The 22,314-nt window shown below is 67.7% G+C and carries 24 protein-coding genes; 13 read left to right on the plus strand and 11 right to left on the minus strand.

Annotated features, from left to right (window positions below; translation table 11 throughout):
• Positions 1-23: 23 nt before the first annotated feature.
• The 3 genes from ACH438_RS20825 to ACH438_RS20835 all read right to left on the minus strand — a co-directional run bounded on the left by ACH438_RS20825 (position 24) and on the right by ACH438_RS20835 (position 3,193).
• Entirely contained in the window at positions 24-692 is a 669-nt protein-coding gene (locus tag ACH438_RS20825; protein WP_397007560.1) for a response regulator, read from the minus strand.
• 64 nt (positions 693-756) lie between these two features.
• Positions 757-1,995 (minus strand): MacS family sensor histidine kinase, encoded by a 1,239-nt coding sequence (gene macS, locus ACH438_RS20830; RefSeq protein ID WP_397007562.1) that lies wholly within the window; start codon positions 1,993-1,995, stop codon positions 757-759.
• A complete protein-coding gene (locus ACH438_RS20835; protein WP_397008206.1) occupies positions 1,979-3,193 on the minus strand; it encodes an AI-2E family transporter in 1,215 nt (404 codons plus the stop codon). The genes macS and ACH438_RS20835 overlap by 17 nt, the downstream gene beginning before the upstream one ends.
• A gap of 322 nt (positions 3,194-3,515) precedes the next feature.
• Here ACH438_RS20835 and ACH438_RS20840 point away from each other — a divergent pair, with 322 nt between their 5' ends.
• Both ACH438_RS20840 and ACH438_RS20845 read left to right on the plus strand, forming a co-directional pair.
• Positions 3,516-5,033, plus strand: coding sequence for an adenylate/guanylate cyclase domain-containing protein (locus tag ACH438_RS20840; RefSeq protein WP_397008208.1), 1,518 nt, complete (start codon positions 3,516-3,518; stop codon positions 5,031-5,033).
• A 4-nt stretch (positions 5,034-5,037) separates the two neighbouring features.
• On the plus strand, positions 5,038-6,180 hold the full coding sequence (locus ACH438_RS20845; RefSeq protein ID WP_397007564.1) for a YbhN family protein: 1,143 nt from the start codon (positions 5,038-5,040) through the stop codon (positions 6,178-6,180).
• Between the two features lie 9 nt (positions 6,181-6,189).
• Here the strand turns inward: ACH438_RS20845 and ACH438_RS20850 are convergent, their stop codons facing one another.
• Positions 6,190-6,567: a DUF3054 domain-containing protein gene (locus ACH438_RS20850; protein ID WP_397007566.1), complete on the minus strand. Its 378-nt coding sequence runs from the start codon at positions 6,565-6,567 to the stop codon at positions 6,190-6,192.
• Positions 6,568-6,954: 387 nt separating this feature from the next.
• The gene (locus tag ACH438_RS20855; RefSeq protein WP_397007568.1) at positions 6,955-8,640 is read right to left on the minus strand and encodes an NTF2-like N-terminal transpeptidase domain-containing protein; all 1,686 of its coding nucleotides are present in this window, start codon (positions 8,638-8,640) and stop codon (positions 6,955-6,957) included.
• 338 nt (positions 8,641-8,978) lie between these two features.
• Between ACH438_RS20855 and ACH438_RS20860 the strand changes: the two genes are divergently transcribed.
• The 5 genes from ACH438_RS20860 (at position 8,979) to ACH438_RS20880 (ending at position 12,313) form a co-directional block, all read left to right on the plus strand.
• Positions 8,979-9,587, plus strand: coding sequence for a hypothetical protein (locus ACH438_RS20860; protein ID WP_397007570.1), 609 nt, complete (start codon positions 8,979-8,981; stop codon positions 9,585-9,587).
• A 16-nt stretch (positions 9,588-9,603) separates the two neighbouring features.
• Positions 9,604-10,041, plus strand: a complete 438-nt coding sequence (gene aroQ / locus ACH438_RS20865) for a type II 3-dehydroquinate dehydratase (protein WP_397007572.1) — start codon at positions 9,604-9,606, stop codon at positions 10,039-10,041.
• A gap of 199 nt (positions 10,042-10,240) precedes the next feature.
• Positions 10,241-11,170 carry an ABC transporter ATP-binding protein gene (locus ACH438_RS20870; protein ID WP_397007574.1) on the plus strand — a complete coding sequence of 310 codons (930 nt, stop codon included), beginning with the start codon at positions 10,241-10,243 and terminating at the stop codon, positions 11,168-11,170.
• Positions 11,167-12,045: an ABC transporter permease gene (locus tag ACH438_RS20875; RefSeq protein WP_397007576.1), complete on the plus strand. Its 879-nt coding sequence runs from the start codon at positions 11,167-11,169 to the stop codon at positions 12,043-12,045. The genes ACH438_RS20870 and ACH438_RS20875 overlap by 4 nt, the downstream gene beginning before the upstream one ends.
• A complete protein-coding gene (locus ACH438_RS20880) occupies positions 12,035-12,313 on the plus strand; it encodes a helix-turn-helix transcriptional regulator (RefSeq protein ID WP_397007578.1) in 279 nt (92 codons plus the stop codon). The genes ACH438_RS20875 and ACH438_RS20880 overlap by 11 nt, the downstream gene beginning before the upstream one ends.
• On the opposite strand, the gene ACH438_RS20885 is transcribed toward ACH438_RS20880, so the two are convergent.
• Positions 12,292-13,158, minus strand: a complete 867-nt coding sequence (locus tag ACH438_RS20885) for an NAD(P)-dependent oxidoreductase (RefSeq protein ID WP_397007580.1) — start codon at positions 13,156-13,158, stop codon at positions 12,292-12,294. The two genes, ACH438_RS20880 and ACH438_RS20885, sit on opposite strands and share 22 nt — an antisense overlap.
• A gap of 96 nt (positions 13,159-13,254) precedes the next feature.
• Between ACH438_RS20885 and ACH438_RS20890 the strand changes: the two genes are divergently transcribed.
• Positions 13,255-13,611 (plus strand): winged helix-turn-helix transcriptional regulator, encoded by a 357-nt coding sequence (locus ACH438_RS20890; protein WP_397007582.1) that lies wholly within the window; start codon positions 13,255-13,257, stop codon positions 13,609-13,611.
• Here ACH438_RS20890 and ACH438_RS20895 read toward each other — a convergent pair.
• Positions 13,595-14,734: a glycerate kinase gene (locus ACH438_RS20895; RefSeq protein ID WP_397007584.1), complete on the minus strand. Its 1,140-nt coding sequence runs from the start codon at positions 14,732-14,734 to the stop codon at positions 13,595-13,597. The two genes, ACH438_RS20890 and ACH438_RS20895, sit on opposite strands and share 17 nt — an antisense overlap.
• A 98-nt stretch (positions 14,735-14,832) precedes the next feature.
• Here ACH438_RS20895 and ACH438_RS20900 point away from each other — a divergent pair, with 98 nt between their 5' ends.
• Positions 14,833-15,165: a GNAT family N-acetyltransferase gene (locus tag ACH438_RS20900; protein ID WP_397007586.1), complete on the plus strand. Its 333-nt coding sequence runs from the start codon at positions 14,833-14,835 to the stop codon at positions 15,163-15,165.
• Positions 15,166-15,177: 12 nt separating this feature from the next.
• Here the strand turns inward: ACH438_RS20900 and ACH438_RS20905 are convergent, their stop codons facing one another.
• Positions 15,178-15,939, minus strand: coding sequence for a lysophospholipid acyltransferase family protein (locus ACH438_RS20905; RefSeq protein ID WP_397007588.1), 762 nt, complete (start codon positions 15,937-15,939; stop codon positions 15,178-15,180).
• A gap of 127 nt (positions 15,940-16,066) precedes the next feature.
• Here ACH438_RS20905 and ACH438_RS20910 point away from each other — a divergent pair, with 127 nt between their 5' ends.
• From ACH438_RS20910 to ACH438_RS20920, 3 genes are read left to right on the plus strand one after another with little or no spacing between them, the layout of a single operon-like run.
• Positions 16,067-16,681 (plus strand): YqgE/AlgH family protein, encoded by a 615-nt coding sequence (locus ACH438_RS20910; RefSeq protein ID WP_397007590.1) that lies wholly within the window; start codon positions 16,067-16,069, stop codon positions 16,679-16,681.
• 43 nt (positions 16,682-16,724) lie between these two features.
• Positions 16,725-17,231: a sigma-70 family RNA polymerase sigma factor gene (locus ACH438_RS20915; protein ID WP_397007592.1), complete on the plus strand. Its 507-nt coding sequence runs from the start codon at positions 16,725-16,727 to the stop codon at positions 17,229-17,231.
• Positions 17,228-17,944 carry a zf-HC2 domain-containing protein gene (locus ACH438_RS20920; protein ID WP_397007594.1) on the plus strand — a complete coding sequence of 239 codons (717 nt, stop codon included), beginning with the start codon at positions 17,228-17,230 and terminating at the stop codon, positions 17,942-17,944. Before ACH438_RS20915 ends, ACH438_RS20920 begins: the two co-directional genes overlap by 4 nt.
• 58 nt (positions 17,945-18,002) lie before the next feature.
• Here ACH438_RS20920 and ACH438_RS20925 read toward each other — a convergent pair whose 3' ends face one another.
• The 3 genes from ACH438_RS20925 to ACH438_RS20935 all read right to left on the minus strand — a co-directional run bounded on the left by ACH438_RS20925 (position 18,003) and on the right by ACH438_RS20935 (position 20,443).
• Positions 18,003-18,857 (minus strand): ABC transporter permease, encoded by an 855-nt coding sequence (locus ACH438_RS20925; protein WP_397007596.1) that lies wholly within the window; start codon positions 18,855-18,857, stop codon positions 18,003-18,005.
• A complete protein-coding gene (locus ACH438_RS20930; RefSeq protein ID WP_397007598.1) occupies positions 18,854-19,810 on the minus strand; it encodes an ATP-binding cassette domain-containing protein in 957 nt (318 codons plus the stop codon). The genes ACH438_RS20925 and ACH438_RS20930 overlap by 4 nt, the downstream gene beginning before the upstream one ends.
• 117 nt (positions 19,811-19,927) lie before the next feature.
• Complete coding sequence (locus ACH438_RS20935; RefSeq protein WP_397007600.1) at positions 19,928-20,443, minus strand: EXLDI protein; 516 nt, start codon at positions 20,441-20,443, stop codon at positions 19,928-19,930.
• 169 nt (positions 20,444-20,612) lie between these two features.
• Between ACH438_RS20935 and ACH438_RS20940 the strand changes: the two genes are divergently transcribed.
• Positions 20,613-22,313: a thiamine pyrophosphate-binding protein gene (locus ACH438_RS20940; protein WP_397007602.1), complete on the plus strand. Its 1,701-nt coding sequence runs from the start codon at positions 20,613-20,615 to the stop codon at positions 22,311-22,313.
• Position 22,314: the final 1 nt, after the last annotated feature.

Genomic DNA, 22,314 nt, shown 5'->3' on the forward strand with positions numbered 1-22,314 from the left:
GAATAGTTACACGTCCATAGCGGCTATTCGAGGCCCTGCTCGATCGCATACCGGGTCAGTTCGACGCGATTGGCGAGCTGCAGTTTGCGCAGCGTGGACTGCACATGGTTCTCCACCGTGCGATGGCTGAGCTGGAGGCGGGTCGCGATCTGCTTGGCGGACAAGCCCTTCGCGACCATGCGCAGCACCTCGGTCTCCCGGTCGGTGAGGGCCGGGCGGTGAGGTTCGTCCTGGTCGGGCGGGGTGTTGGCGATGCGGCGGTACTCGCCGAGCACCAGACCGGCGAGGCCCGGGGTGAAGACGGCTTGACCGGCGGCGGTGGCGCGGACGGCATCGGCGAGTTCGGTCGCGGAGGCGCTCTTCACCAGATAGCCGGTGGCGCCGGCCTTGATGGCGTCGAGCACATCGTCGCGTTCGGCGGAGGCGGAAAGCACCAGCACGCGGGTGCGCGGTGAGACGCGCAGGACTTCCGCGGTGGCGTCGGCGCCGTTGCCGTCGGGGAGTTGCATATCCATCAGGACGACCGCGGGTTGCACGGCCGCCGCGCGGCGACCGGCGGCGCCGACGCCGTCGGCGGTGGCGACCACCTCGAAGCCGGCCTCGGCCAGATCGCGGGCGACGCCGTCCCGCCAGATCGGGTGATCGTCGACCACCATGATCGAAATCCGCTGCTCCGCCCCGGTTTCGGACATCTCGGCCTCCTTCCGTTCGGTCATTCCGTGTCGGTCATTCCATTGTCGGTGCCAGCGGCGTGTGTCAGGTCCAGCGGCGCGGCGGATCGGTCTCGCGGCGCGGCGGCCTCGGCACCCGGAATTCCCACTCCGCACCGGGTCCTTCCTCGACCGTCTCCCCGCCGGGCGCCTCGAACAGCAGGTGCGCCGACCCGCCGAGGGCGGCGATGCGGCCGACGATGGAGCGTGAAACACCCATGCGCCCTTGGCCTTCGGCCTCGGCGAGCCGTCCGGGGGCGATTCCGGGACCGTCGTCGCGGACGCTGACGATCAGTTCGTCTCCGGTGTCCTCCAGCAGCACATAGGCTTTCGCACCCGGACCGGCATGCTGGACGACATTGGCGAGTGCGGCGGCGACGGCGGCCGACAGTTCGCGGGCCTCCCAATGGCCGAGGGGCACCGGATCGCCAGGAGTGGAGATGAAGACGATGGGGGTGGCCTGCGCGGTCAGCAGCGGCCGCAGGTCCTGTTCGGGACCGCCGGCGTCGGCGCGTTCGCCCTGTTCGGAGATGAGGACGCGCAGGGCGACCTCTTGTTCGCCGGCCTGTTGCGCGAGTTCGGCTGTGGGTCCGCCGATTTCGGTACCGCGCCGCTTGATGTAGCTGAGTACCTGCAGGACTCCGTCGTGGACCTGCCGCGCCAGCCGCTCCCGCTCCTGCGCGGCGGCGGTGAGCCGCACCGCGCGCTGTAGTTGCTGCTGAGCGCGTCGCGCGGTGTTCGCGGCCAGTCCCAGTGCCAAGCCGACCGAGATCAGCACGGGTGCGGTGGCGTCGCGCCACACGTCGAAGTCCCATTGTTCGCGGGTGGTGACGACGGCCGCGGCAATGAGCAGCCCGGAGCAGACACCGCCCAGCGGTCCCCACAGAATCGCCGCCGACACAACGGCATTGGCCGCCCACAGCGTGGTCGGCAGGGTCTGATGCCCGTGATACCAGTCGTAATTCGCGATCAGCCGGGTCGCGAAGATCAGCGCGATAACTACCACGTGATCACCGAGCACCACCGCGGTGCGGATGCGGGGCGAATGCTGGATCCGCCACTGCGACAACAACACCGCCGACACTCCGGACCATACGGCCATGAGCGCGATCAGCACCCAGCTGAGCCGCTGGTCGGTGTAATGCGGTACCGACGCGACCTGCTGGCCCACCGCGTACAGCAGCGTGACCAGCCGGAAGGCCTGGACGGCCCGCCACAGTGGCGCGGTGGCGGCGGCGTCCGGGTCGGGTTCGGCGGGCGGGCCGGGGTCAGTCCGCGGCGTCACCGGACGGCTTCGGCGGCTCGGCCCGGTGGTTTCCGGTTGCGGGCGCGTTGTTGGTCCGGCCTGCGGGGTCGGGTGCGTCGAAGCGGCCGGGACTCGGGTCGGCGTCGGGTTCGGCCGCGTACATGGGTTCGTCCGGATGCCCGGTGTGCAGTTCCTGGTACCGCTCCTGCGGCGAATCGGCGATCAGCGACCGGACGGCGGTATTGATGACGGCCACGAACGGCACGGCCAGCAGACCACCGACCAGGCCGGCCAGCACCACGCCGGTGGCGATGGCGAGCACCACGGCCAGCGGATGGATCCGCACCGCGCGGCCCATCAGCAGTGGTTGCAGCACATGGCCTTCCAGCTGCATGACGGCGATGGTGATGCCCAGCACGATCAGCGCGGTCACCAGGCCCTTGGTCATGAGCGCGATGAACACGGCCACCGATCCGGCGATGAAGGAACCGATGATCGGGATGAAGGCGCCGATGAACACCAGCGAGGCCAGCGGAAGGGCCAGCGGCACATTGAGAATGGCCAGGCCCGCGCCGATGCCGATGGCGTCCACCCCGGCCACCATGACGGTGGCGCGCACGAACCCGGTGAGCGTTCCGAAGCCGAGCCGCCCCGCGGTGCGGACGCGTTCGCGCTCCTTGCTGGGGATGATCTTGGTGATGAAGTTCCAGATCTGATCCCCGCCGTAGAGGAAGAAGATCAGGATGAACAAGGTCAGGAAGGCGCCGGTGAAGAATTCGCCGATGACCGTGGCGGTGGTGAGCGCGCCGCTGGTCAGCGAGTCCTGATTCTTCTCGATGGTCTTGACGATGGTGTCGCCGGCATTGCGGATCTGCTCGTTGCTGAGATGCAGCGGGCCGTTGATCAGCCAGTTCTGGATCTTGGTGATCGAGGTCTTGAACTCGTCCGACAGCTGCGGCACACCGTTCACGAACTGCTCGATGACGAAGGTCATGATCCCGGCGAGCAACCCCAGCGAGCCCACCAGCGCCACGAACACGCCGATCGCCCGCGGCACCCCCAGTCGCTGCAGGAAATCCACCAGCGGCGACAGCAGCGCCGCACCCAGCAGCGCGATCGAAATCGGAATGGTGACGGTGGCGAGTTTCTCCGCCAGATAGGCCAGTGCCAGGCCCGCGGCCAGGATGAGCAGCAGTCGCCACGACCATTCCGCGGTCTGCCGCACCAGTGGAGTCACGGCCGCGGCGTCCTGATTTCGCGTCCAGCCGGCCTTGCCGCCGGGGCCGGGCCCGGCCTGTCCCTCGCTCACGCCAGCGAGCCTACTGGGTCACGCCGCGTCGATGCGGTGCCCGCGCGCCGGTGCGTGGAACGTAACAGCTGATCTCGCAAGGTGCGGGTAACTCACCGGGGGACGCCCGAAATCGGGTCGGCACCCGGCCGCCGGCCCGCATGCGCTACGGTCGACGGCTCCCGAGCCGGGCGCTGAAGGTGCGGGGAGGCGGGGGAGTGACGCTAGATTGGTGAGCGTGTCAGCGCCCTTGGAAGCGGTCAAACAGACCATGCAAACTCGCTGGCCGCTGTACCTAGCTTCGATGCTCGCGGCCAACGCGTTCGGCGCTGTCCTGGTGTGGGCGTTCATTCAATACGGGCTGCCGGTGCCGGAGGGCAGTTCCAGCGCGAGCCGCCAGACCGGGCTGCTGATCCCGTTCCTGGTGTTCTTCATCGGCGGCCTGATGAGCGTGACCTCGTCGGCGCTCATGCTGCGGCCGGTCATGCGCTGGCAGATGCGCGGCGGCCCGCCGAGCCGGCAGGAGCAGATGGCCGCCCTGCACGCACCGTTGCGACAGTCCATCGTGCATCTGGTGTTGTGGCTGATCGGCGGCGCGGTGATGGCGTCGCTGATCATCGTGCGCGCCCCCGAACTCGCGGCAGCGGTGATCGTCACCGAATGCATGGCCGCCACCATCGTTTTCGGCTTCACCTACATGCTGGGTGAGCGGATCCTGCGCCCGGTCGCCGCGGAAGCGCTGACCACGGGCGCCTTCGACCACACCCTGACCCCCGGTGTCGGCACCCGGATGGCGATGACCTGGGGCATGGGCACTTTCGCACCGACCATTGCCATAGTGCTGCTGTGCGTCACCCAGATTTCCTCGCGCGTACAGTTTTCCGCTCAGTCGCTGGCGGTGTCGATTCTGCTGCTGTGCGGTGTGGTGATCATGCAGGCGCTGGCCCTTTCCATGCTCACGGGTTCCTCTATTTCCGATCCGATCCGCCAGCTCAGCCAGGCCATCGATCGGGTGCAGGAAGGCGCCCGGGATGTGCAGGTCGAGGTATTCGACGGTTCCGAAATCGGGCTGCTGCAGGTTGGCTTCAACCGAATGATGGGCGAAGCGGCCAAACGCCGTGAACTGCAGGAATTATTCGGCCAACATGTCGGTGAAGAGGTGGCGCGCCGCGCTCTGGAGTACGGCACCGAACTCGGTGGTGAAACCCGATTCGTGGCCGTGTTGTTCGTCGATATGGTCGGTTCCACCGCGACCGCGGCCGAACGCCCGCCGACCGAAGTGGTCAGCCTGCTCAACGAGTTCTTCCGCGTGGTCGTCGACGTGGTGGACCGGCATCACGGGCTCATCAACAAATTCATGGGTGACGCCGCGCTCGCCATCTTCGGCGCGCCCCTGGACCGGCCGGATGCGCCCACCGCTGCCCTCGCCGCCGCCCGTGAGCTGCGGGAAGCCCTGCGGGAGGTGCCCGGCCTGGATATCGGTATCGGGGTATCCGCGGGCCTGGCGGTGGCGGGAAATATCGGTGGTGCGAATCGATTCGAGTACACCGTCATCGGTGACCCGGTGAACGAGGCGTCCCGCCTCACCGAACTGGCGAAAGACCGGCCGGAACGCACCCTCACCTCCAGTAGTGCACTGTTTTTCGCCGACGAGGAAGAGCAGCGGCATTGGCAGACCGGAGAAGACGTACAGCTGCGTGGACGCCGCCGGAAAACCCGGCTGGCCTGGCCCCGGGAAACCACCGACCCGACGGATGCAGACGAGGCCGTTGCGAGTTCGTTAGGCTGACCTCGTGACGGCTCATGAGCTCGCCGGTGAACCTGCGCCGGCCGCGGAGAACTCACGCCGTGGCAGGTTCTGGTGGGCCAAATGGGTTCTCGGCGCCGCGCTGCTGGCGCTCTTGATTTCCGAAGGCGTTTATCTATATCCCCGGTTGCACGAATCCTGGAAGAACCTGACGGAAATCCATTGGGGCTGGGTCGCCGCCTGCATCGCCATGCAGGTGGTTTCCATGAGCGGATTCGGGCAGATTCAGAAACAGCTGCTGCATGCCGGCGGCGTCGACGTGAGCCCGCGGAAATCGCTGGCCGTCGTGTACGGCTCCACCGGAATGTCCCTGACGCTGCCCGCGGGGCAGGTGTTCTCGACCGCGTTCACCTACCGGCACATGCGGCGCTGGGGGGCGAGCCCGATCGTGGCGTCCTGGCAGCTGGTCATGTCCGGCGTGGTGGCGGCGACCGGGCTGGTGCTGCTCGGCCTGTTCGGCACCGTGCTGGCCGGCGGGCGGGTCGGCGTCACCAAGGTGATCCTGACGCTGGGCGCGGTCGCGCTGCTGATCTGGGGTTTCAACTACATTTCCCGGCATCCCGGCGGTGTCGAGGCGGTGGTGCGGCGAATCCTGGGCCGGATCAACAAGATTCGGCACAAGCCCGCGGACACCGGCATGTCGAAGGTCGCGGAGATCCTGGACCAGCTGGAATCCGTGGATCTGGGCCGCCGCGACGGCGCGTGGGTGACGCTGTGGGCGCTGATCCACCGGATCGCGGACGTGGCCTGCCTGGGTGCGGCCTGCTACGCGGTCGGCGGTGATCCGCGCTGGGCCGGGCTGATGCTGGCGTTCGCGGCGGGTAAGGCGGTCGGCACCATTCCGCTGGCGCCGGGCGGCATCGTCTATGTGGATGCGACGCTGATCTATTCGCTGAGCGCCGCGGCGGGACTGCCGGCCGCGCAGGCGGTGGCGGCGGCGTTCCTCTATCGCCTGGTCAGCTTCATTCTGGTGGCCATCATGGGCTGGATCGTCTTCCTGTTCCTGTTCCGGAAGCCGCAGGCGGGCGATGACGAGTTCGAGAAGGAATTCGAGGAGCGCGGTACGCCGCTGGTCGCCGAGCGCCGCCGTCCGGCGACGCCGCCCACCGAGGGCGGGGCCACGGCCTGACCGCAGCGGTCAGCGCAGCGCCTTGACGGCGGCCCGCCAGCCCAGCAGAAACAGGGCCAGCGCGGTGGCCGCGACCAGCACGAAGCTGAACGCGATGCCCTGACCACTGACGACGCGCAGCAGCATGCCACCGATCAGGGTGCTCAGCCACACGATGACACCGGTCGGGTACACCGCGCGCGCATCGAAACGCTTTGCCGCGCTTACCCCTTCACGCCCGGACGCGACCGCGATGGCGATCACCCAGCCCAGCAGCAACCCGGTGCCGAACGGCCACACCGTGCGCAACAGCCCGGCCGCCACCGCTTCGTCGTGGCTGCGGCGCCCGATCACACAGAACAGCACCACGAGCACGACATCGACGGCGAACGGCACCAGTTTCTTCACGGGCCAAAGGTTAACGGCCCCCGGCCACCCCACTGTGCAAAGACACCCGACTCTCGAGATGGACCCACCTTCCTCGGAGCTACCGCCCCGGAATCTCCCAGGCCGCGACACCCTCGGGACAGAGCGGAAAGTGCATCCGCGCACCTGCGGTGCGCGGATGCACGATGTGCGGGTTGCTCCAGAGGCCCGCGCCTTGCAGCACTGAGCTCAGGCCGCGGCTCGCAGCCCGCGGCTCGAAGGGCTGAGGACGCGGCTTGTGGCCGGCTGCAAGCAAATCCGGGTCGACCGCCATCGTCGCGCCCGTCGGCGGCCACGACTACTCCAGAAATGCCCTGGCCCCGTCCAATTGGACGGGGCCAGGGTTGTTCTCTGTTCCTGCCCGGCTGGTCAGGCGCCGTCCGGGCTGGCGAGGGATCGGAGGAGGCGGGCTGCCATGCGGGCGGGGGCGTCGCCTGCGTCGGGGGAGTCGATGTGGATGGCGAAGGCGAGGTCGCCCATGGTGGCGATGAGCCAGCCGTTGGTGCCGGAGGTGGCCGAGTAGGCCTGTACTCCTTGGTAGCGGGCGAGGCTGACGTTCTCGGGGGCGCCGGCGCCGTCGTGCAGCATGCCGCGGAGGCGGTCGGTGACATCGCCGGGGAGGGCGGCGAGGTCGGCTTCGGTGGTAGCGGGCTGGCCGATGGTGATCATCGGCTTGGGGACCTGGCCGTTGGCGACGGCGGCCGCGGCGATGGCCATGCCCCAGGGGCTGGCCTGCAGCGAGTCGGCGGCATTGCCGCGGCCCACGTTCTCGGCGGCGTTCTGGCCGGTGGGCAGGCGGCCGGTGGTCTCTTCCAGGCCGGGGATCTTGAAGTCGATGCCGACGCCGAGCATGCTCGCCGCGTCGGCGGCGTCACCGACCGATACGTCCTGCGGCGCTTTCTTTTTGGTCACCGCGGCCACATTCTTGAACAGCTCGATCAAGCCGCCCACCGGATAGGTGCCGGTGAAGGCCACATTGTCGCCGACCTGGCTGGCGTAATTGTTCTGCGCGGCAGCGACCACCGCACCCGAGGACGGCTGAATGGCCACGATGGAGGCGGCCGTGCCGACGCTCACCACGGCGTCCTCGGCCGCGCGCTGCAGCCGCTGGTCCATGGTGGCGGCGATATCCGGTCCGGGCGGGCCCTGTTCGCCGGCGAGCTGGGTGACGAATTTGCCGTCGGGTTCGAAAAGCTGCACGCCCCAACCCGCGTGCTGGTCCCGGTTGGTCTTCCAGACATTGGTGAGCGCGTCCAGCAGCGGCGACCAGACCCGCCGGTCGGCGGCGACCAGCTTGGGCTGCTGCAGCATGACCACGCCGGGGATGTTCGCCATGCGCGGTTGCAGAATCGCGAAGTCGCCGTCGCGCAGGTCCACTGCCGTAATGGGTTTGCCCTTCGACGCCGAGAGCTGCTGCATCAGTGACGGTCCGGTGATGAGCGGCGCCACCGGCGAGATGGCATCGGCGAGAGCATTGGTGGACGCGACGGGGTCGGTGGTCTTGGCCGGGTCCAGCTCGATGACGTTGATGTTCTGCTCGGTCAGCAGCGGCGCGCCGACGATGTCGTTGACCTTCGGCGGGGGCAGGGCCTCGGTGCTGACGAGTTTGACGGTGTGCTTGGAGTCCAGCTGCGGCATGACCACGGTCGGATCCCATGAGATGCGCCAGCCGACACTGAGTTTGCGGACCGTGCCCTGGAGATCGTATTTCCAGTTCCGGTTCTCACCGAAGTTCCAGGCGCCGGTCATGCTGAACAGACCGGTGGTGTTGTCCAGCCCGATGTACTGGGTCACGTGGTAGTCGGGTTTGCCCGGGTCGAGTCCGGCGAAGACTTGCTTCAGCGTTGCCGAGGCTCCGCTCGGGTACGACGTGAGCTGTGCCGCGCCGTCGTAATCCCTCTTGTCGATGGCTGTGGTGAAGTCCTCGACCACGGCCTCCGCACCGGTCTTCCGGTCGCGAACCGCACACGACCCCATCCCGATCGCCACAGCCGCCACGGCCGCGAGTGCGATTGCTCCCCGGACCCGGAAGCGGCGGGATCCCCACACATCCATATCGCCCACTCTTCACTCTTGCCACATCAGCAACAGGACCACGGTACCGCGTTTCGACTGCTCGCCGCGTCCCCTTTCCATCAGGCGTGCTTGCACTGAGCTCCACCATAGTGCCGAAATCGGTCACCAGTGACCACTTACATGATCACCGGTCGGTTACAGACCGTGGCGCGTTCGCGCCATCACCGACCGCCCGGTTCGCGCAGGTGACAGCCTCGGGCGCCGATTCCGGCGCGGCGGCCGAACCACGTTCTCCCAGAGCGGAACCCACCCGTGGCGAATCGACGTAACGTTGTAATCAGCATTACAACTCCATGCAGTAAGTGAGAGTGATCGAGATGAGACACGGACATCGCGGACACGGCTTCGGACGTCCCGGCGGCTGGCAGCAAGCCGACCTGCCGGACGCCGCGGATGCTGCCGACTGGTTCGCTGGCCGATTGCCAGCCGACTGGTTCACCGGGCCCGCCACCCTCGAGATCGATCGCGACGAGATCGTCGTGATCGGCGAACTACCCCTTCCCGCAGCCGAACCCGCGGCCGCGGAAACCACCGACACCCCGCAGGACGCGCCGCCCGCCGAGGTACCCAAGGCCACCGTCGAGGGCCTCGTCTCCCGATTCCGGGAGTCCACCCGCCCCGCGCGCATGCAGATCGCCCAGGAGGCGCAGGCCCGCTACGGCCGCAATGTGGCCTGGGGCATCACCGCCGACGGCGAACGAATCATGTTCACCCACCTTGCGGTTCCGGTCATGACGCGATTGCGCCAGCCCGAGCGCAAGGTACTCGACACGCTCGTCGATTCCGGCGTGGCGCGTTCCCGCTCCGACGCCCTCGCCTGGACGGTCCGGCTGGCGGGCAAGCACGCGGAGGAATGGCTGGAGGAACTCCGTTCCGCCATGCGCAAAGTCGACGACCTGCGCTCCGAAGGACCGCAGGGCCTGTAGGACTAGGGTGTCCAGCATGGCTGATTCCGGTCCGATCCTGGTGCTCAACGGCCCGAACCTGAACATGCTGGGCACCCGCCAGCCCGAGGTGTACGGCGCCGACACCCTCGACGATGTGGTGGAGCTGTGCCGCAAGACCGCGGCGCGGTTCGGGCGCGAGGTGGAGGACTTCCAGTCCAATCACGAAGGCGCCCTGATCGACCGGATCCACGCGGCGCGCGGCGTCGCCTCCGGACTGGTCATCAACCCCGGCGGCCTGACCCACACCTCGGTAGCGCTGCGCGACGCGCTGGTGATCCCCGAGGTGCCGATCGTGGAGGTGCACATCAGCAATGTGCATGCCCGCGAAGAGTTCCGGCACCACTCCTACGTCTCCCCCATCGCCACCGCGGTGATCGCGGGCATGGGGATCCAAGGCTATGCGGCCGCCATAGAGTTCCTCTGCTTGCGCTGAAGCCCCTTCCAGAACAAAAAGCGGCCCCGTGACCTAACGGTCACGGGGCCGGACTTTTTTTTGGGGGGGATCCGCCCGGCTCGTCGGGGTTTCAGGGGCTTGCCCCTGAGGGTTCCCGAGAGTTGGAAAATAGCTTGGTCGCCGTAAAATGTAGTAGATATGCTACATCCGATCGAATCTTCACTACGGAGGGGAAGAAATGACGGTCGGGGAAGACGTCGCCATCGACGTCGAGGGACTGAGAATGCGGTACGGCACCCGAGATGTGCTGCAGGACGTCACCTTTCAGGCCCGCAAGGGCGAAGTGCTGGTCCTGCTCGGCCCCAATGGGGCTGGGAAGACCACCACCATCGAAATCCTCGAGGGCTTCCGCATGCGCTCCGCGGGCCGCGTCGAGGTGCTGGGCACCGATCCCGCGCACGGCGACGAGGCCTGGCGAGCCCGCCTCGGCGTGGTGCTGCAGTCCTGGCGCGATCACGGCAAGTGGCGCGTCCACGAACTGCTCGACTACCTGGGCATGTTCTACGCGCCGTACTCCAGCGCGACCATCCGAAGGCCGTGGGACACGGACGAACTCATTGCCGCGGTCGGCCTCACCGAGCATGCGAACGCCAAGGTGATGACCCTGTCCGGCGGCCAGCGCCGCCGTCTCGACGTAGCCATCGGCATTGTCGGCCGCCCCGAGCTGCTGTTCCTGGACGAGCCGACCGCCGGCTTCGATCCGCAGGCCCGGCGCGAATTCCATGATCTGGTGCATCGTCTCGCCGACGACGACCACACCACCATCCTGCTCACCACCCACGATCTGGACGAGGCGGAGAAGCTGGCCGACCGCATCCTCATCCTGGCCGGCGGGCACATCATCGCGGACGGTTCCGCCGATCAGCTGTCGCGGCGCATTGCCGGTGAGGCCGAGGTGAAGTGGACGCTGGACGGGCAGCGCTTCGTGCACACCACCACCGAATCCACCAAGTACGTCTACGAACTGTTCCAGCAGCACGGCGCGGGCATCGCGGAGCTGGAGGTGCGCCGCGCCTCGCTCGAGGACACCTATATGACGCTGGTGCAGCAGTTCGAATCCGGTCAGGGCGATACCGAGCTGCGTAGCCTCGAGGAGGTCGTGCGATGAATTCCGTGACTTCGATGACGCGGTCGAATCCGCTCACCATGTCGGCGCGGGCCGGTTTCCGCCGCGGCCGGATCGAGCTGGTGCAGACCCTCACCAATGGGATGGATATCTTCGCGCAGTTCTTCTGGCCGGTGGCCAGCGTGCTCGCGGTGTTCTTCATGCGCAACGGTCATTTCCAGAGCACCGGTGTGGGATTGGGTTCGCTGGCGCTGCCCAGCCTGCTCGGCATGCTGATCGCGTTCACCGGCATGTTCGGCATGGCGCAGGGCCTGGCGATGGACCGTGAGGACGGAACCCTGTTGCGCGCCAAGGCGACTCCGAACGGGATGCTGGGCTATCTGATCGGCAAGATCGTCGCGGTGTCGGGTGTGACGCTGGTACAGGTGCTGCTGGTCCTCGTCTTCGGCATCGCCGCCATCGGCGGGGTACAGCTGAATACGGTCGGCGCCTGGGCGATTCTGATCGCCATGCTGATCCTCGGCCTGCTGGCGACGCTGCCGCTGGGCGCGATCATCGGGTCGGTGTTCAGCAACCCGCGCAATATCGGGTTCGTCTCGTTCCCCATCATGGGTCTCGTGGCAATCTCCGGAATCTTCTATCCGATCAGCGGCCTGCCCGGCTGGCTGCAGGTGACAGCGCAGGTGTTCCCGATCTATTGGCTGGGTCTGGGCATGCGGTCGGCCCTGCTGCCGGACAGCGCTGCGGTGGTGGAGTTGACGCATTCGTGGCGGCATCTGGAGACCTTCGGGGTGCTGGGCGTGTGGGCGGTGCTGGGTCTGGTGCTGGCGCCGGTGTTCCTGCGCCGGATGGCGCGCCGGGAGTCCGGATCGGTCGTGGCGGCCCGCCGCGAGAAGGCCATGCAGCGTGCCTACTGAGGTCATCTACAACCGGATCGCGATGCTGCGCGCCGAGCGCGGCATCTCGCGGCGGGAACTGGCCGAGGCCCTGGGCGTGCACTATCAGACGGTCGGGTACCTGGAGCGCGGCGAATACAGTCCGAGCCTGCACCTGGCGCTGCGCCTGGCCCAGTACTTCGAAGTGACGGTGGAGGTGATCTTCTCGATCGCCCCTTTCCCGCGCATCGGTTCGGAGCCGGCGCCACGCGGCGCTTCGGAGACCGCTCAGCCGCGCATGAGTTCGTAGGTCGATACCGCCCTGTCCGCCTCCGCGCTGGCGGTAACGGCCTTGCGCCAGAACGCCTGTGCGGTGTGCGACAGGGTGGCGTCGACGCCGACCTCCTCGCTGGCGTCGATGATGTGCTGCGCGCCCGCGTCCATCATGCGTAGCCCGGGGACGTCGGCCCAGCCGCCCTGCTGGTTCTCGACAGAGAACTGCTCCATGAAGTAGGGGAAGGCGGCATTGGACCGCACCGCGAACGGAACGAATTGGGCGATATCGTGTCCCGCCCGTTCGATCATGGCCGTGGCCTGGTCGAAGGCGAGCAGCCAGGGATGGAAGATGGTGAGCAGGCCCTGGTAGAACACCTGCGCCAGACCGTCGTCCGCGCCCAGGTACTCCTGCGGGCTCAGCGGTAGCAGCAGTTCCGCGTGCGCGTCGAAGACCTCGCGGGGGCCGCTGTAGAAGATGTACGAGGCCGGGTGCTCGATATTGTCGCCCGCGGACATGACTCCGCCGGAGAGGAATTCGGCGCCCCGCTCCCGCACCCACGCCGCGCCGCGGCGGGCCTTCTCCGGCGAATCGGAGGACAGGTTCGCGATGACCTTGCCGCGCAGCCGATCCGCGGCCGGCTCCAGCACGGTGTACATGGCGTCGTAGTGGGTGAGGCTGAGCACCACCAGCTCATTGGCATCCAGCGCCGCGGCCACGGTGCCCGCCCGGGTGGCGCCGAGTTCGACCATGGCTTCGGCCTTTTCGGGACTGCGGTTCCAGACGGTGACGGCGACTCCGGCCTTCAGGAAGGCCCGGACCATGGCCTGCCCCATGGGGCCGAGACCGATGACGGTGACTGATCGCTTCGTTGCTGACATGGGTAAATGGTCGGTGCCCATCGGTAACCTCGGGAAGACCGCACGTTCGAGTGGGGTTGCTTACCTGAAGGTTGGGAATCTGGTCAGGAGGTCGCGATGAGTATCGGCAGTGACACAGCTCACCAGGTGTGCGGCATGTCCGTGGCCATCGACGCCGTGGGCGGCAAGTGGAAGCTGCACCTGATGTGGGTGCTGGGCGAGGGCCCGCAGCGTTTCGGGCAGATCCGCCGTCTACTAACCGGCGTCAGCGAGAAGGTCCTGGCCGAGAATCTGCGGCAGCTGGAGGCGAGCGGCATCGTGCACCGCGAGATCTACCCGGAAGTCCCGCCGCGCGTGGAGTATTCGCTCACGCCGATCGGCCGGGAGCTGAACGCGGCGCTACGCCCCTTGGAGCAGTGGGGTGAGCAGCACCGCGATCGGCTGGCGGCCGCGACTCTCACACCGGCGGTCTGATCGAATTGTCCGGTGCGGCAATGATTTCCCCGATGCGCTCCAGCAGCTCACCGGCGGCGGCGATGCTGCGGGCCGGATCCGGTTCGAGGTCGGACAGGGCGTAGGCGGCGGCGAAACCCGCGGCGGTCACCTGTTCGGGAGTGAGCCGGATCCGCCCGGCGACGGCGATCACCGGCACGCCCGCCGCCTGCGCGGCCTGGCAGACGCCGAGCGGGGCCTTCCCGGCCAGACTCTGGTCGTCGAGCGAGCCCTCACCGGTGATGACCAGGCCCGCGTGCGCGAGTTCGGCGCGGAATCCGATGAGGTCCAGCACCACATCGATACCGGAACGCACCCGCGCCCCGAGGGCGGCCATGGCGCCGAACCCCGCGCCGCCGGCCGCACCCGCACCGGGTTTGTCGGCCCATTCGGGTCCCAGCACCGCGGCCCAATTCTTCAGTGCCGCTTCCAGAGTCGCGATCTGTTCGGGGTCCGCGCCCTTCTGCGGCCCGTACACGGCCGCGGCCCCGTTCGGTCCGAGCAGCGGGTTGTCCACATCGCTGGCGAGCGTGATCTTCGCGTCGGCGAGTCCGGGATGCAACCCGGACCGATCCACCCGCACCGCCCGCGCGAGCGCCGCTCCGCCACAAGGCAATTCGTTCCCGTCGGCATCGAGAATCCGCAGCCCGAGCGCCTGCAGCAGCCCGGCCCCGCCGTCGGTGGAGGCGCTGCCGCCGAGCCCGAGCACGATGTGCCGCGCGCCGCGGTCCAGGGCGTCGCCGATCACGTCGCCGACGCCGTAGGTGCTGGCGTGCAGTGGATCCGCTTGCCCGCCGGGCAGTTCCGCGAGTCCGCTGACCGCGGCGAGTTCGACGACCGCGTCGATGCCGCGCACCGCGTAGGCGGTCTCGACCGGGGCGAGGGTGGGCCCGAAGGAGTCCACCGGCACGCGTTCCCAGCCGGCGGCGAGGAAGGCGTCCACGGTGCCGTCGCCGCCGTCCGCCACCGGGAGTTGCCGCAGCTCGGTGCCGGGTGCGGTGCGGTGGATACCGGCGGCCAGGGCGGCGGCCGCCTGGGCGGCCGTGAGTGATCCCTTGAATTTGTCCGGGGCCAGAATCACCCGGCGCGTTCGCGCTTCGGTCACCTCTCCAGTGTGATCAACTTCCGGAGCGGCGACACGCCCGGGGTGAAGTGCGCCCCAAACGGACAAATAGCTGGGCGTGCCGAGCTAGCGTCGACCCCATGTCGAGCGAGTCGAGTGAGTCGATAGAGGTCCGCAAGAACCCAGAACTGGATCGCTTCGAGCTGTACGTCGACGGAAATCTCGCCGGTGTCGCTGCCTACCAGGACACCGCCAACGAGCGTGCCTTCGTGCACACCGAGATCTATCCCCGCTACGAGGGCCAGGGCTACGGCCGCAAGATCGTCCAGGGCGCGCTGGATCAGACCCGTGACGAAGGCTTCGGCATCCTGCCGTTGTGCCCGATGGTGCACCATTTCGTGGAGTCCCGGCCCGAGTATCTGGAGCTGGTCCCGCACTGGTCCAGACAGCGGCTGGGCCTGCCGCAGCAGTAGGCCGCCCCCGGATCAATACGCCTTCACGGCCCCGTCCAGCGCCGTCTGCAGTTCGTCGCGCACGATGCGCGTGATCTCGGCGGGTTTGGTCGGCAGCGCCGGCACGGGCACCCCGAAGTAGAAGCTCGCCGAGCGGGCTTCTTCCTTGGTGGGCTCCACCTTCGGGTCGGGGCGCGGTCCGTAGCTCAGGCCCAGGCTCACCAGTACGGGATCCGCGCCGAGCTTCTTGGCCCGGAAGGCGATGTGGCCGATGCCCGTTCCGACGGCCTGCACCTGGGCGGGATCGACGTCGTTGCAGGTGCCCTCGGGGAACACGGCCATCCCGTCGCCGCGTGCCATGCGCTCGGCGCAGATGTCGATCATGCGCTGGCCGGCGGCGTTCACCGCGCGGAGGCCGTGGTCCTTGCCGCGGAAGACAGGGATCCCGCCCATCATGTCGATGCGCTCGCGCAGCTTCGGTTCGATGAATAGTTCGTCCTTGGCCAGTACCCGGGTGCGCCCGATGACGGGCCGGAGCCCGCTGCGCCAGGCCGCCGCGGCGACCGTGTACGGATCCAGCTGGGAGAGATGGTTGATGGCGATGAGCAGCGGCCGGCGCTGGGAGATGAGCTCCCGCAGCCGTTCCCGCGCGCCCGGCGCGTAGGACACCCGCGGCCGGTACCGCCGCCCGAGCAACCAGTACGCGGCCTTCGCTTTCACCAGGTTCTGCTGATGATCTCGATAGAAGTCGTAGACGGCGTCGCTGTTCTCGAGGATCACCTCGGGACGTTCCATAGCCGCCACCATAGCGACCAACCGCAAGGTATGCGGGACAACTATTCCGGGCCCTCGTGACGGCGCAATTGCGCAGCAAAACAAATTAAGAGACGCAATTACCGTGTCGCAGTGCGATGATGACTCGGTGGCACGCGCAGAAGAACACGGTGACCGTTCTCGACGCGAATTCCGGCACGAGGACCAGGTGGTACGGCCGGGGACCTTGCTGGTGTCCGCAACTGATCTTGTCGAGCCGTCCTTCCGGCGCACCGTCGTGTACATCATCGAGCACAACGACGCCGGCAGCCTGGGCGTGATCCTGAACAGACCCAGCGATACCCCCGTGCACGACGTGCTGCCCAACTGGGCCGATCTGGCCGCCCCGCCGCGCTCCCTGTTCCTCGGCGGGCCCGTGAAACGCGATGCCGCCCTGTGCCTGGCCACGGTGAAGGTGGGCACCTCCTTCGCGGGCATCCCGGGGTTACGCCGGGTGGACGGCCGGGTGGCGCTGGTGGACCTGGATTCCGATCCCGACCGGATCGCCCCGCTGGTGGAGGGCATCCGCGTCTTCGCCGGTTATGCCGGCTGGACCTTCGGTCAGCTGGAAGGCGAGATGGACCGCGGCGATTGGATCGTGTTGTCCGCGCTGCCCACCGATCCGCTGGCGGGCCGCATCGATCTGTGGGCGCAGGTGCTGCGCCGGCAACCGCTCCCGCTCTCCCTGCTCGCCACGCATCCGATCGAGCTCGAGCGCAACTGAACCAGCGGCGTCGCTGTGTCGTGATCGTTGCGGAGGTGCGCACATGCCGGATGATCAGGCCGCTCTGCTCCGCGCGCTGTACACCGAGCATGCGGCGGCGCTGTGGCGCTATACCTTCGGGCTGGTAGGTGATCCGGGCCGGGCCGAGGACATCGTGCAGGAGACGCTGCTGCGGGCGTGGCAGCGGCCGCACATTCTGGATCAGAGCACGACATCGGCGCGGGCCTGGCTGTTCACGGTCGCCCGGAATCTGGCGGTGGACGAACACCGCAGTGCGCGCAGTCGCCGCGAGTTCGGCACCGATCGGCCGCCCGAGGTGCCGGAACCCGATCAGGCGGACCGCGCGCTGGACGGCTGGCTGGTCGCGGACGCGCTGGCGCGGTTGAGCATCGATCACCGCGAGGTGATCGTCCGTTCCTACTATCGGGGTCTGTCCACCCATCAGATCGCCGAGGAGCTGGAGATCCCGGAGGGAACGGTGAAGTCCCGGATGCATTACGGCATGCGGGCATTGCGCTTGGTGTTGCAGGAGATGGGGGTGACGAGATGACGGAGGGTCACGACCTCTGCGACGGCTACACGACGTGGGACGGCGCCTACATGCTCGGCGCTCTCTCCCGCGAGGATCGCAGGGAGTACGAGGAGCATCTGGCCGGCTGCGAGCACTGCCGCGCGGCGGTGGCCAAGCTGGCCGGGCTGCCGGGACTGCTCGCCCTGGTGGATGCGGAGACGGCGCTTTCCCTTGCGGCGCAGGAGGATCCGCCCTCGACCGTGCCGCCGATTCCGGAGCGGCTGCTGCCCGCGCTGGCCGGTAGAGCGGAGAAGCGCCGGCGACGAGGCCGCTGGTGGTCGATCGGCGGCACGCTGGCGGCGGCCGCCGCGGCGGTGGCGATCGCGGTGCCGGTCACCGCGGCGGTGACCGGGCATCAGCAGCCGCCGGCGGCCGTGGTGGTGGCGCAGGGGCCGCTGCAGGCGCAGACCACCGATATGCCGATCGTGGCCACCTTCAAGGTGCAGACGGTGGACGGGCAGACCCGGGTCGAAATGTGGTGCAACTACCCGCAATCCAATGAGGTCTATACCTGGAATCTGTCGCTGTGGGTGGTTCGCGCGGACGGCACCAGCTCCAAGCTCGCCGAGTGGACCGCCAAGCCGGGGCAGAGCTACACCCCGGACGGCACCACCGCGGTGGCCGCGGACCAGTTGAAGACGGTGCAGATCCGCAACGGCCAGGGCAAGATCCTGATGGCGGCCGATATCTGAACGCACGAGGACGGCGCACCCGGGCCGGGTACGCCGTCTTCGCTCCGCGCAGTGCTGGTCAGGCCGTCTTCTGCCGGAAAAGCGCTGTGGACCAGAAATATCCGCCCAGGCCCAGTACCAGGATCCAGCCGACGGCCCAGAAGCCGTTGTGCCCGATCGGGGTTCCCATCAGCAGTCCGCGCACGGTCTCGGCGATGGGGCTGAAGGGCTGGTATTCGGCGAATTGCTTCACGCCGGTGAGCATGGTGGCGGTCGGCACCAGCCCGCTGCCGAGGAACGGCAGCATGACGATCGGGAAGGGCAGGTTGCTCGCGCTCTCCGGGGTCTTGGCGACCAGCCCGAAGGCGACGCCGAGCCAGTTGAGCGCGTAGATCAGGGCGGCGACGACGGCGATGGCCAGCAGCCACTTCCCGATACCGGCGTCATGGCTGCGGAAGCCGCAGGCCACGGCCACCAGCGTCATGAGGGTCACGCCGATCATGCCCTGGATCCAGGTGCCGACGACCTGACCGGTCAGCATGGCCGACCGCGAGATGTGCATGGTGCGGAATCGGTTGACGATGCCCTTGGTCATGTCGGTGGCGACCGAAACCGCCACGCCGACAAGCATGTACGCCGGGATCATCAGCATCATGCCGGGAGTCAGGTAGTCGATGTAGTGGGCATTACCGGTCGAGGTCTTGAGCGCCCCGCCGAAGATGTAGTTGAACATCAGCATGAGGACGACGGGCATGACGATCACGCCGAAGGTCATGCCCGGATACCGCTTGGCGCGCACCAGGTTCCGGCGCAGCATGGTCATCGAATCGGCGAACACGTGGTTCCCGGCCACGGGCGCCGCATAGGTGGCGGTTGGCCCACCCGCCGCCCGACCGCCACCCCTCACGGAATCGCTGCGCGATGCTGTAGTCATTTCGTGGTCTCCTTCTCAGCGACCCCGCCGGTGAGGGCGAGGAAGACGTCGTCCAGATCGGGTGTGTGCACCGACAATCCGGCGGGTTCGATGTGGACGGCGTCGAGGCGGTCGATCAGTTCGCGGACCGAGCGCACCCCGCCGTCACTCGGGACCGCGAGGGTGAGGTCGCCGTTGATCTGTGCCGCATTGCCCAATGCCCGTGCGGCGTCGTCGAGTTCGGTGCGGTCGTTGAAGTCGAGGCGGATGTAGCTGCCCGGCACCATGCGCTTGAGCTGGTCCGGGGTGCCCTCGGCGACGAGGCGGCCCTGGTGCAGGACGGCGATGCGGTCGGCCAGCTGGTCGGCCTCTTCCAGGTACTGGGTGGTGAGGAAGACGGTGACGCCGCCGGCGACGAGCTGCCGGATGATGTCCCACATGGTGCGGCGGCTGCGTGGGTCGAGGCCGGTGGTGGGTTCGTCGAGGAAGATGATGCGGGGTGCGCCGACCAGGGTCATGGCCAGGTCGAGGCGGCGGGTCATGCCGCCGGAGTAGCTGCCGGCGATCTTGTCGGCGGCGTCGACCAGGTCGAATTTCTCGAGCAGGTCGGCGGCCGTGCGCTTGCTCTCGCCGCGCGGCAGGTGGTGCAGGTCGCCCATGAGGATGAGGTTCTCGCGCCCGGTGAGCAGTTCGTCGACGGCCGAGAACTGGCCGGTGACGCCGATGATCGAGCGGATGCCGTCGGGCTGGGTCTCGCGGTCGTAGCCGCCGACCCGGATGTCGCCGCCGTCGGCGTGGATCAGCGTCGAAAGTATCTGCACCGTGGTGGTTTTGCCGGCGCCGTTGGGTCCGAGCAGCGAGAAGATGCTGCCTTCGGGGACGGTGAAGTCGATGCGGTCGAGCACGATCTGCTCGCCGAAGGATTTGCACAGTCCGGAGACCGCTATGGCTGCCGGATGCCGTCCGGAGTTCATTGTTCCCCTCTCATCAATTGGTATGCATGAATGCATGCGTCAGCTGTGCCGTGATCTCCGAGGCCGAGATCAAAGTTTTGTTTTCCGGGAATTCAGTTGTGTTTCAGGGGTTTCGGATCAGATGTCGAGGTCCTCGACGTTCGGGTGTTCGGTCGCGTCGAGCACCTTGGCGTAGAGCCGGTCCGGGATCTTGCCCTCCAGCTCGGTGACGGACTCGAACACCTCCAGGTCGAAATCTCCCCAGTTCTGTTCGCCGATGCCGAGGAACCGCCGCCATTGACGCCAGTCCTTGAGCAGATTGGTGTCGGTCGGGAACTCCGACCAGTACGAGAAATGGCTGTGCAGCGCGAACGCGCCTTTGCGTGTGCGATACACCCGGATGTCCTCGATACGCTCGTTGGCCACCTGGTGCCATTCGGCCAGCAGCTGGCCGGAGAAGCGGACCTGCCGCAATCCGTCCTTGCCAACCTTGAGGACCACTTCGTCGTAGCCCTGCTGGCGGCCCTCCTCGAGCTCGATGAAGCGCCGCAATGCCGTCACGATCGCGCCCGACAGATTTCCCCCTACCAGTTCCTGTGCGCGCTGGAAGAGTTTGAGGTCGTCATCGGATACGTAGATCGTCTTGTTCGGCATGAGCCAACTATACGTAGACGTATACATACATGGCAAGAGCAGGCCCGAATCTCAGGGTTCACCCCGAATCCCCCGAGATCATCGCCCCGGATTGAACCGCCGGTAGCCCACATTCGTATCCCGGGTAGAGCCTCGGACAGCTGGTGTCAGGCGGTAGTAGGAGCCACCCATGCGCAGCAGTACAAGGGTGGTAGACCACCTGGTCAGAGCAGTTTCCTCGCTGGGTGTACAGCATATCTTCGGCGTGGACGGCGCCAATATCGAAGATCTCTACGACGCGGCCTTCGATCATCGGGAACTGATCACCGCCGTCGTCGCCAAACACGAATTCTCGGCAGCCACCATGGCCGACGGCTACGCCCGCTCGACCGCCGGACTCGGGGTCGTCTGCGCCACCTCGGGCGGCGGCTGCATGAATCTGGTCGCGGGACTCGCCGAAGCGTATGCCTCGCGCGTCCCCGTGCTGGCCCTGGTCGGCCAGCCACCCACCGTCCTGGAAGGCAAGGGCGCCTTCCAGGATTCGAGCGGGCTGGCCGGCAGCCTCGACGCGGTCGCGCTCTTCGGGCCGATCTCGCACTACTGTGCCCGCGTCGAATCCCCCGCCGACCTGCCCGCTCACCTCACCCGCGCCGTCAGCGCAGCACGCCGCGGCGGGCCGGCGGTCCTGTTGCTGCCCAAGGACATTCAGCAGGCCGACCTGGTGGCCCCCGCCTTCGTGCCGCCCACCCGCGCCTACCGCCGGGACATCGAGGCGCTGTGGCGGGTGCGGGAGGAGATCCGAGCCGCCCGCGCCATCGGCAAGATCGTGATCATCGCCGGCGATCAGGTGGCCCGCGACGACGCCCGCACCGAACTGGCCCGGTTCGCGGCCGTCCTGGACGCGGCGGTCGGCGTGGCGCCGGACGCGAAAGACGTGTATCACCACGGCGATCCGGGATTCAGCGGAGTATCGGGCAGCATGGGCCACCCCGAGCTGCCTGCCGCCCTGCAGAACGCGGCCCTGTGCCTGCTGGTCGGCACCCGCATGCCGGTCACGGCGCGCGCGGGCCTGGAGGACGCACTGGCGGCGGTGCCCAGCGCCGCACTCGGCCTCGAACCGCCGTTCCTGCCCGGCAGCGTGTACGCGCGCAGCAACGACCTGGCGCGGACGCTCACCGAACTGTGCGGCGAATTGGATTCCGGCACGGCCCGCAGCACCGTGATCCCGCTGCGCCGGCGCATACCGCGCGACGACGCCGTCACACCCCTCGACGTCCCGTCCTCGGCAGGTCCCGGGCTGCGTTATCGCGATGTGGTCGAGACGATCAATGCCGAATTACCCGACGGCTCAGATGTTTTCGCGGATGCGGGGAACACCGGCGCGGCGGTGGTGCATCATCTGCGGCTGCCGCGGGACAGCCGTTTCACGGTCGCCCTCGGTATGGGCGGCATGGGGTACGCCTTCGGCGCGGGCATCGGGTCGGCCTTCGCCCGGCAGTACCTCGACGACGGCGACCTCCGTCGCACTTTCGTGATCGCGGGCGACGGTGCGTTCTTCATGCACGGCATGGAGATCCACACCGCGGTCGAGCACGACCTGCCCGTCACCTTCATCGTGTTCAACAACAACGCGCACGCCATGTGCATCACGCGCGAGCAGCTGTACTACGGAGATCGGTACAGCTTCAACAGATTCCGGCCGGCGTATCCGGGCGCCGGGATCGCGGCCATGTTCCCGGATATGTGCGCGTATTCACCCCGCACGCTGTCCGAACTCGCCGCGGCCATGCGGCTCTGCGTCGGCAGTCCCGGACCGTCGTTCATCGCCGTCGATTGCGACCCGGACGAAATTCCGCCCTTCACACCGTTCTTGACGGCACCGAGGAGATAGC

Source organism: Nocardia sp. NPDC020380 (assembly GCF_044386975.1).
GTDB lineage: Bacteria > Actinomycetota > Actinomycetes > Mycobacteriales > Mycobacteriaceae > Nocardia.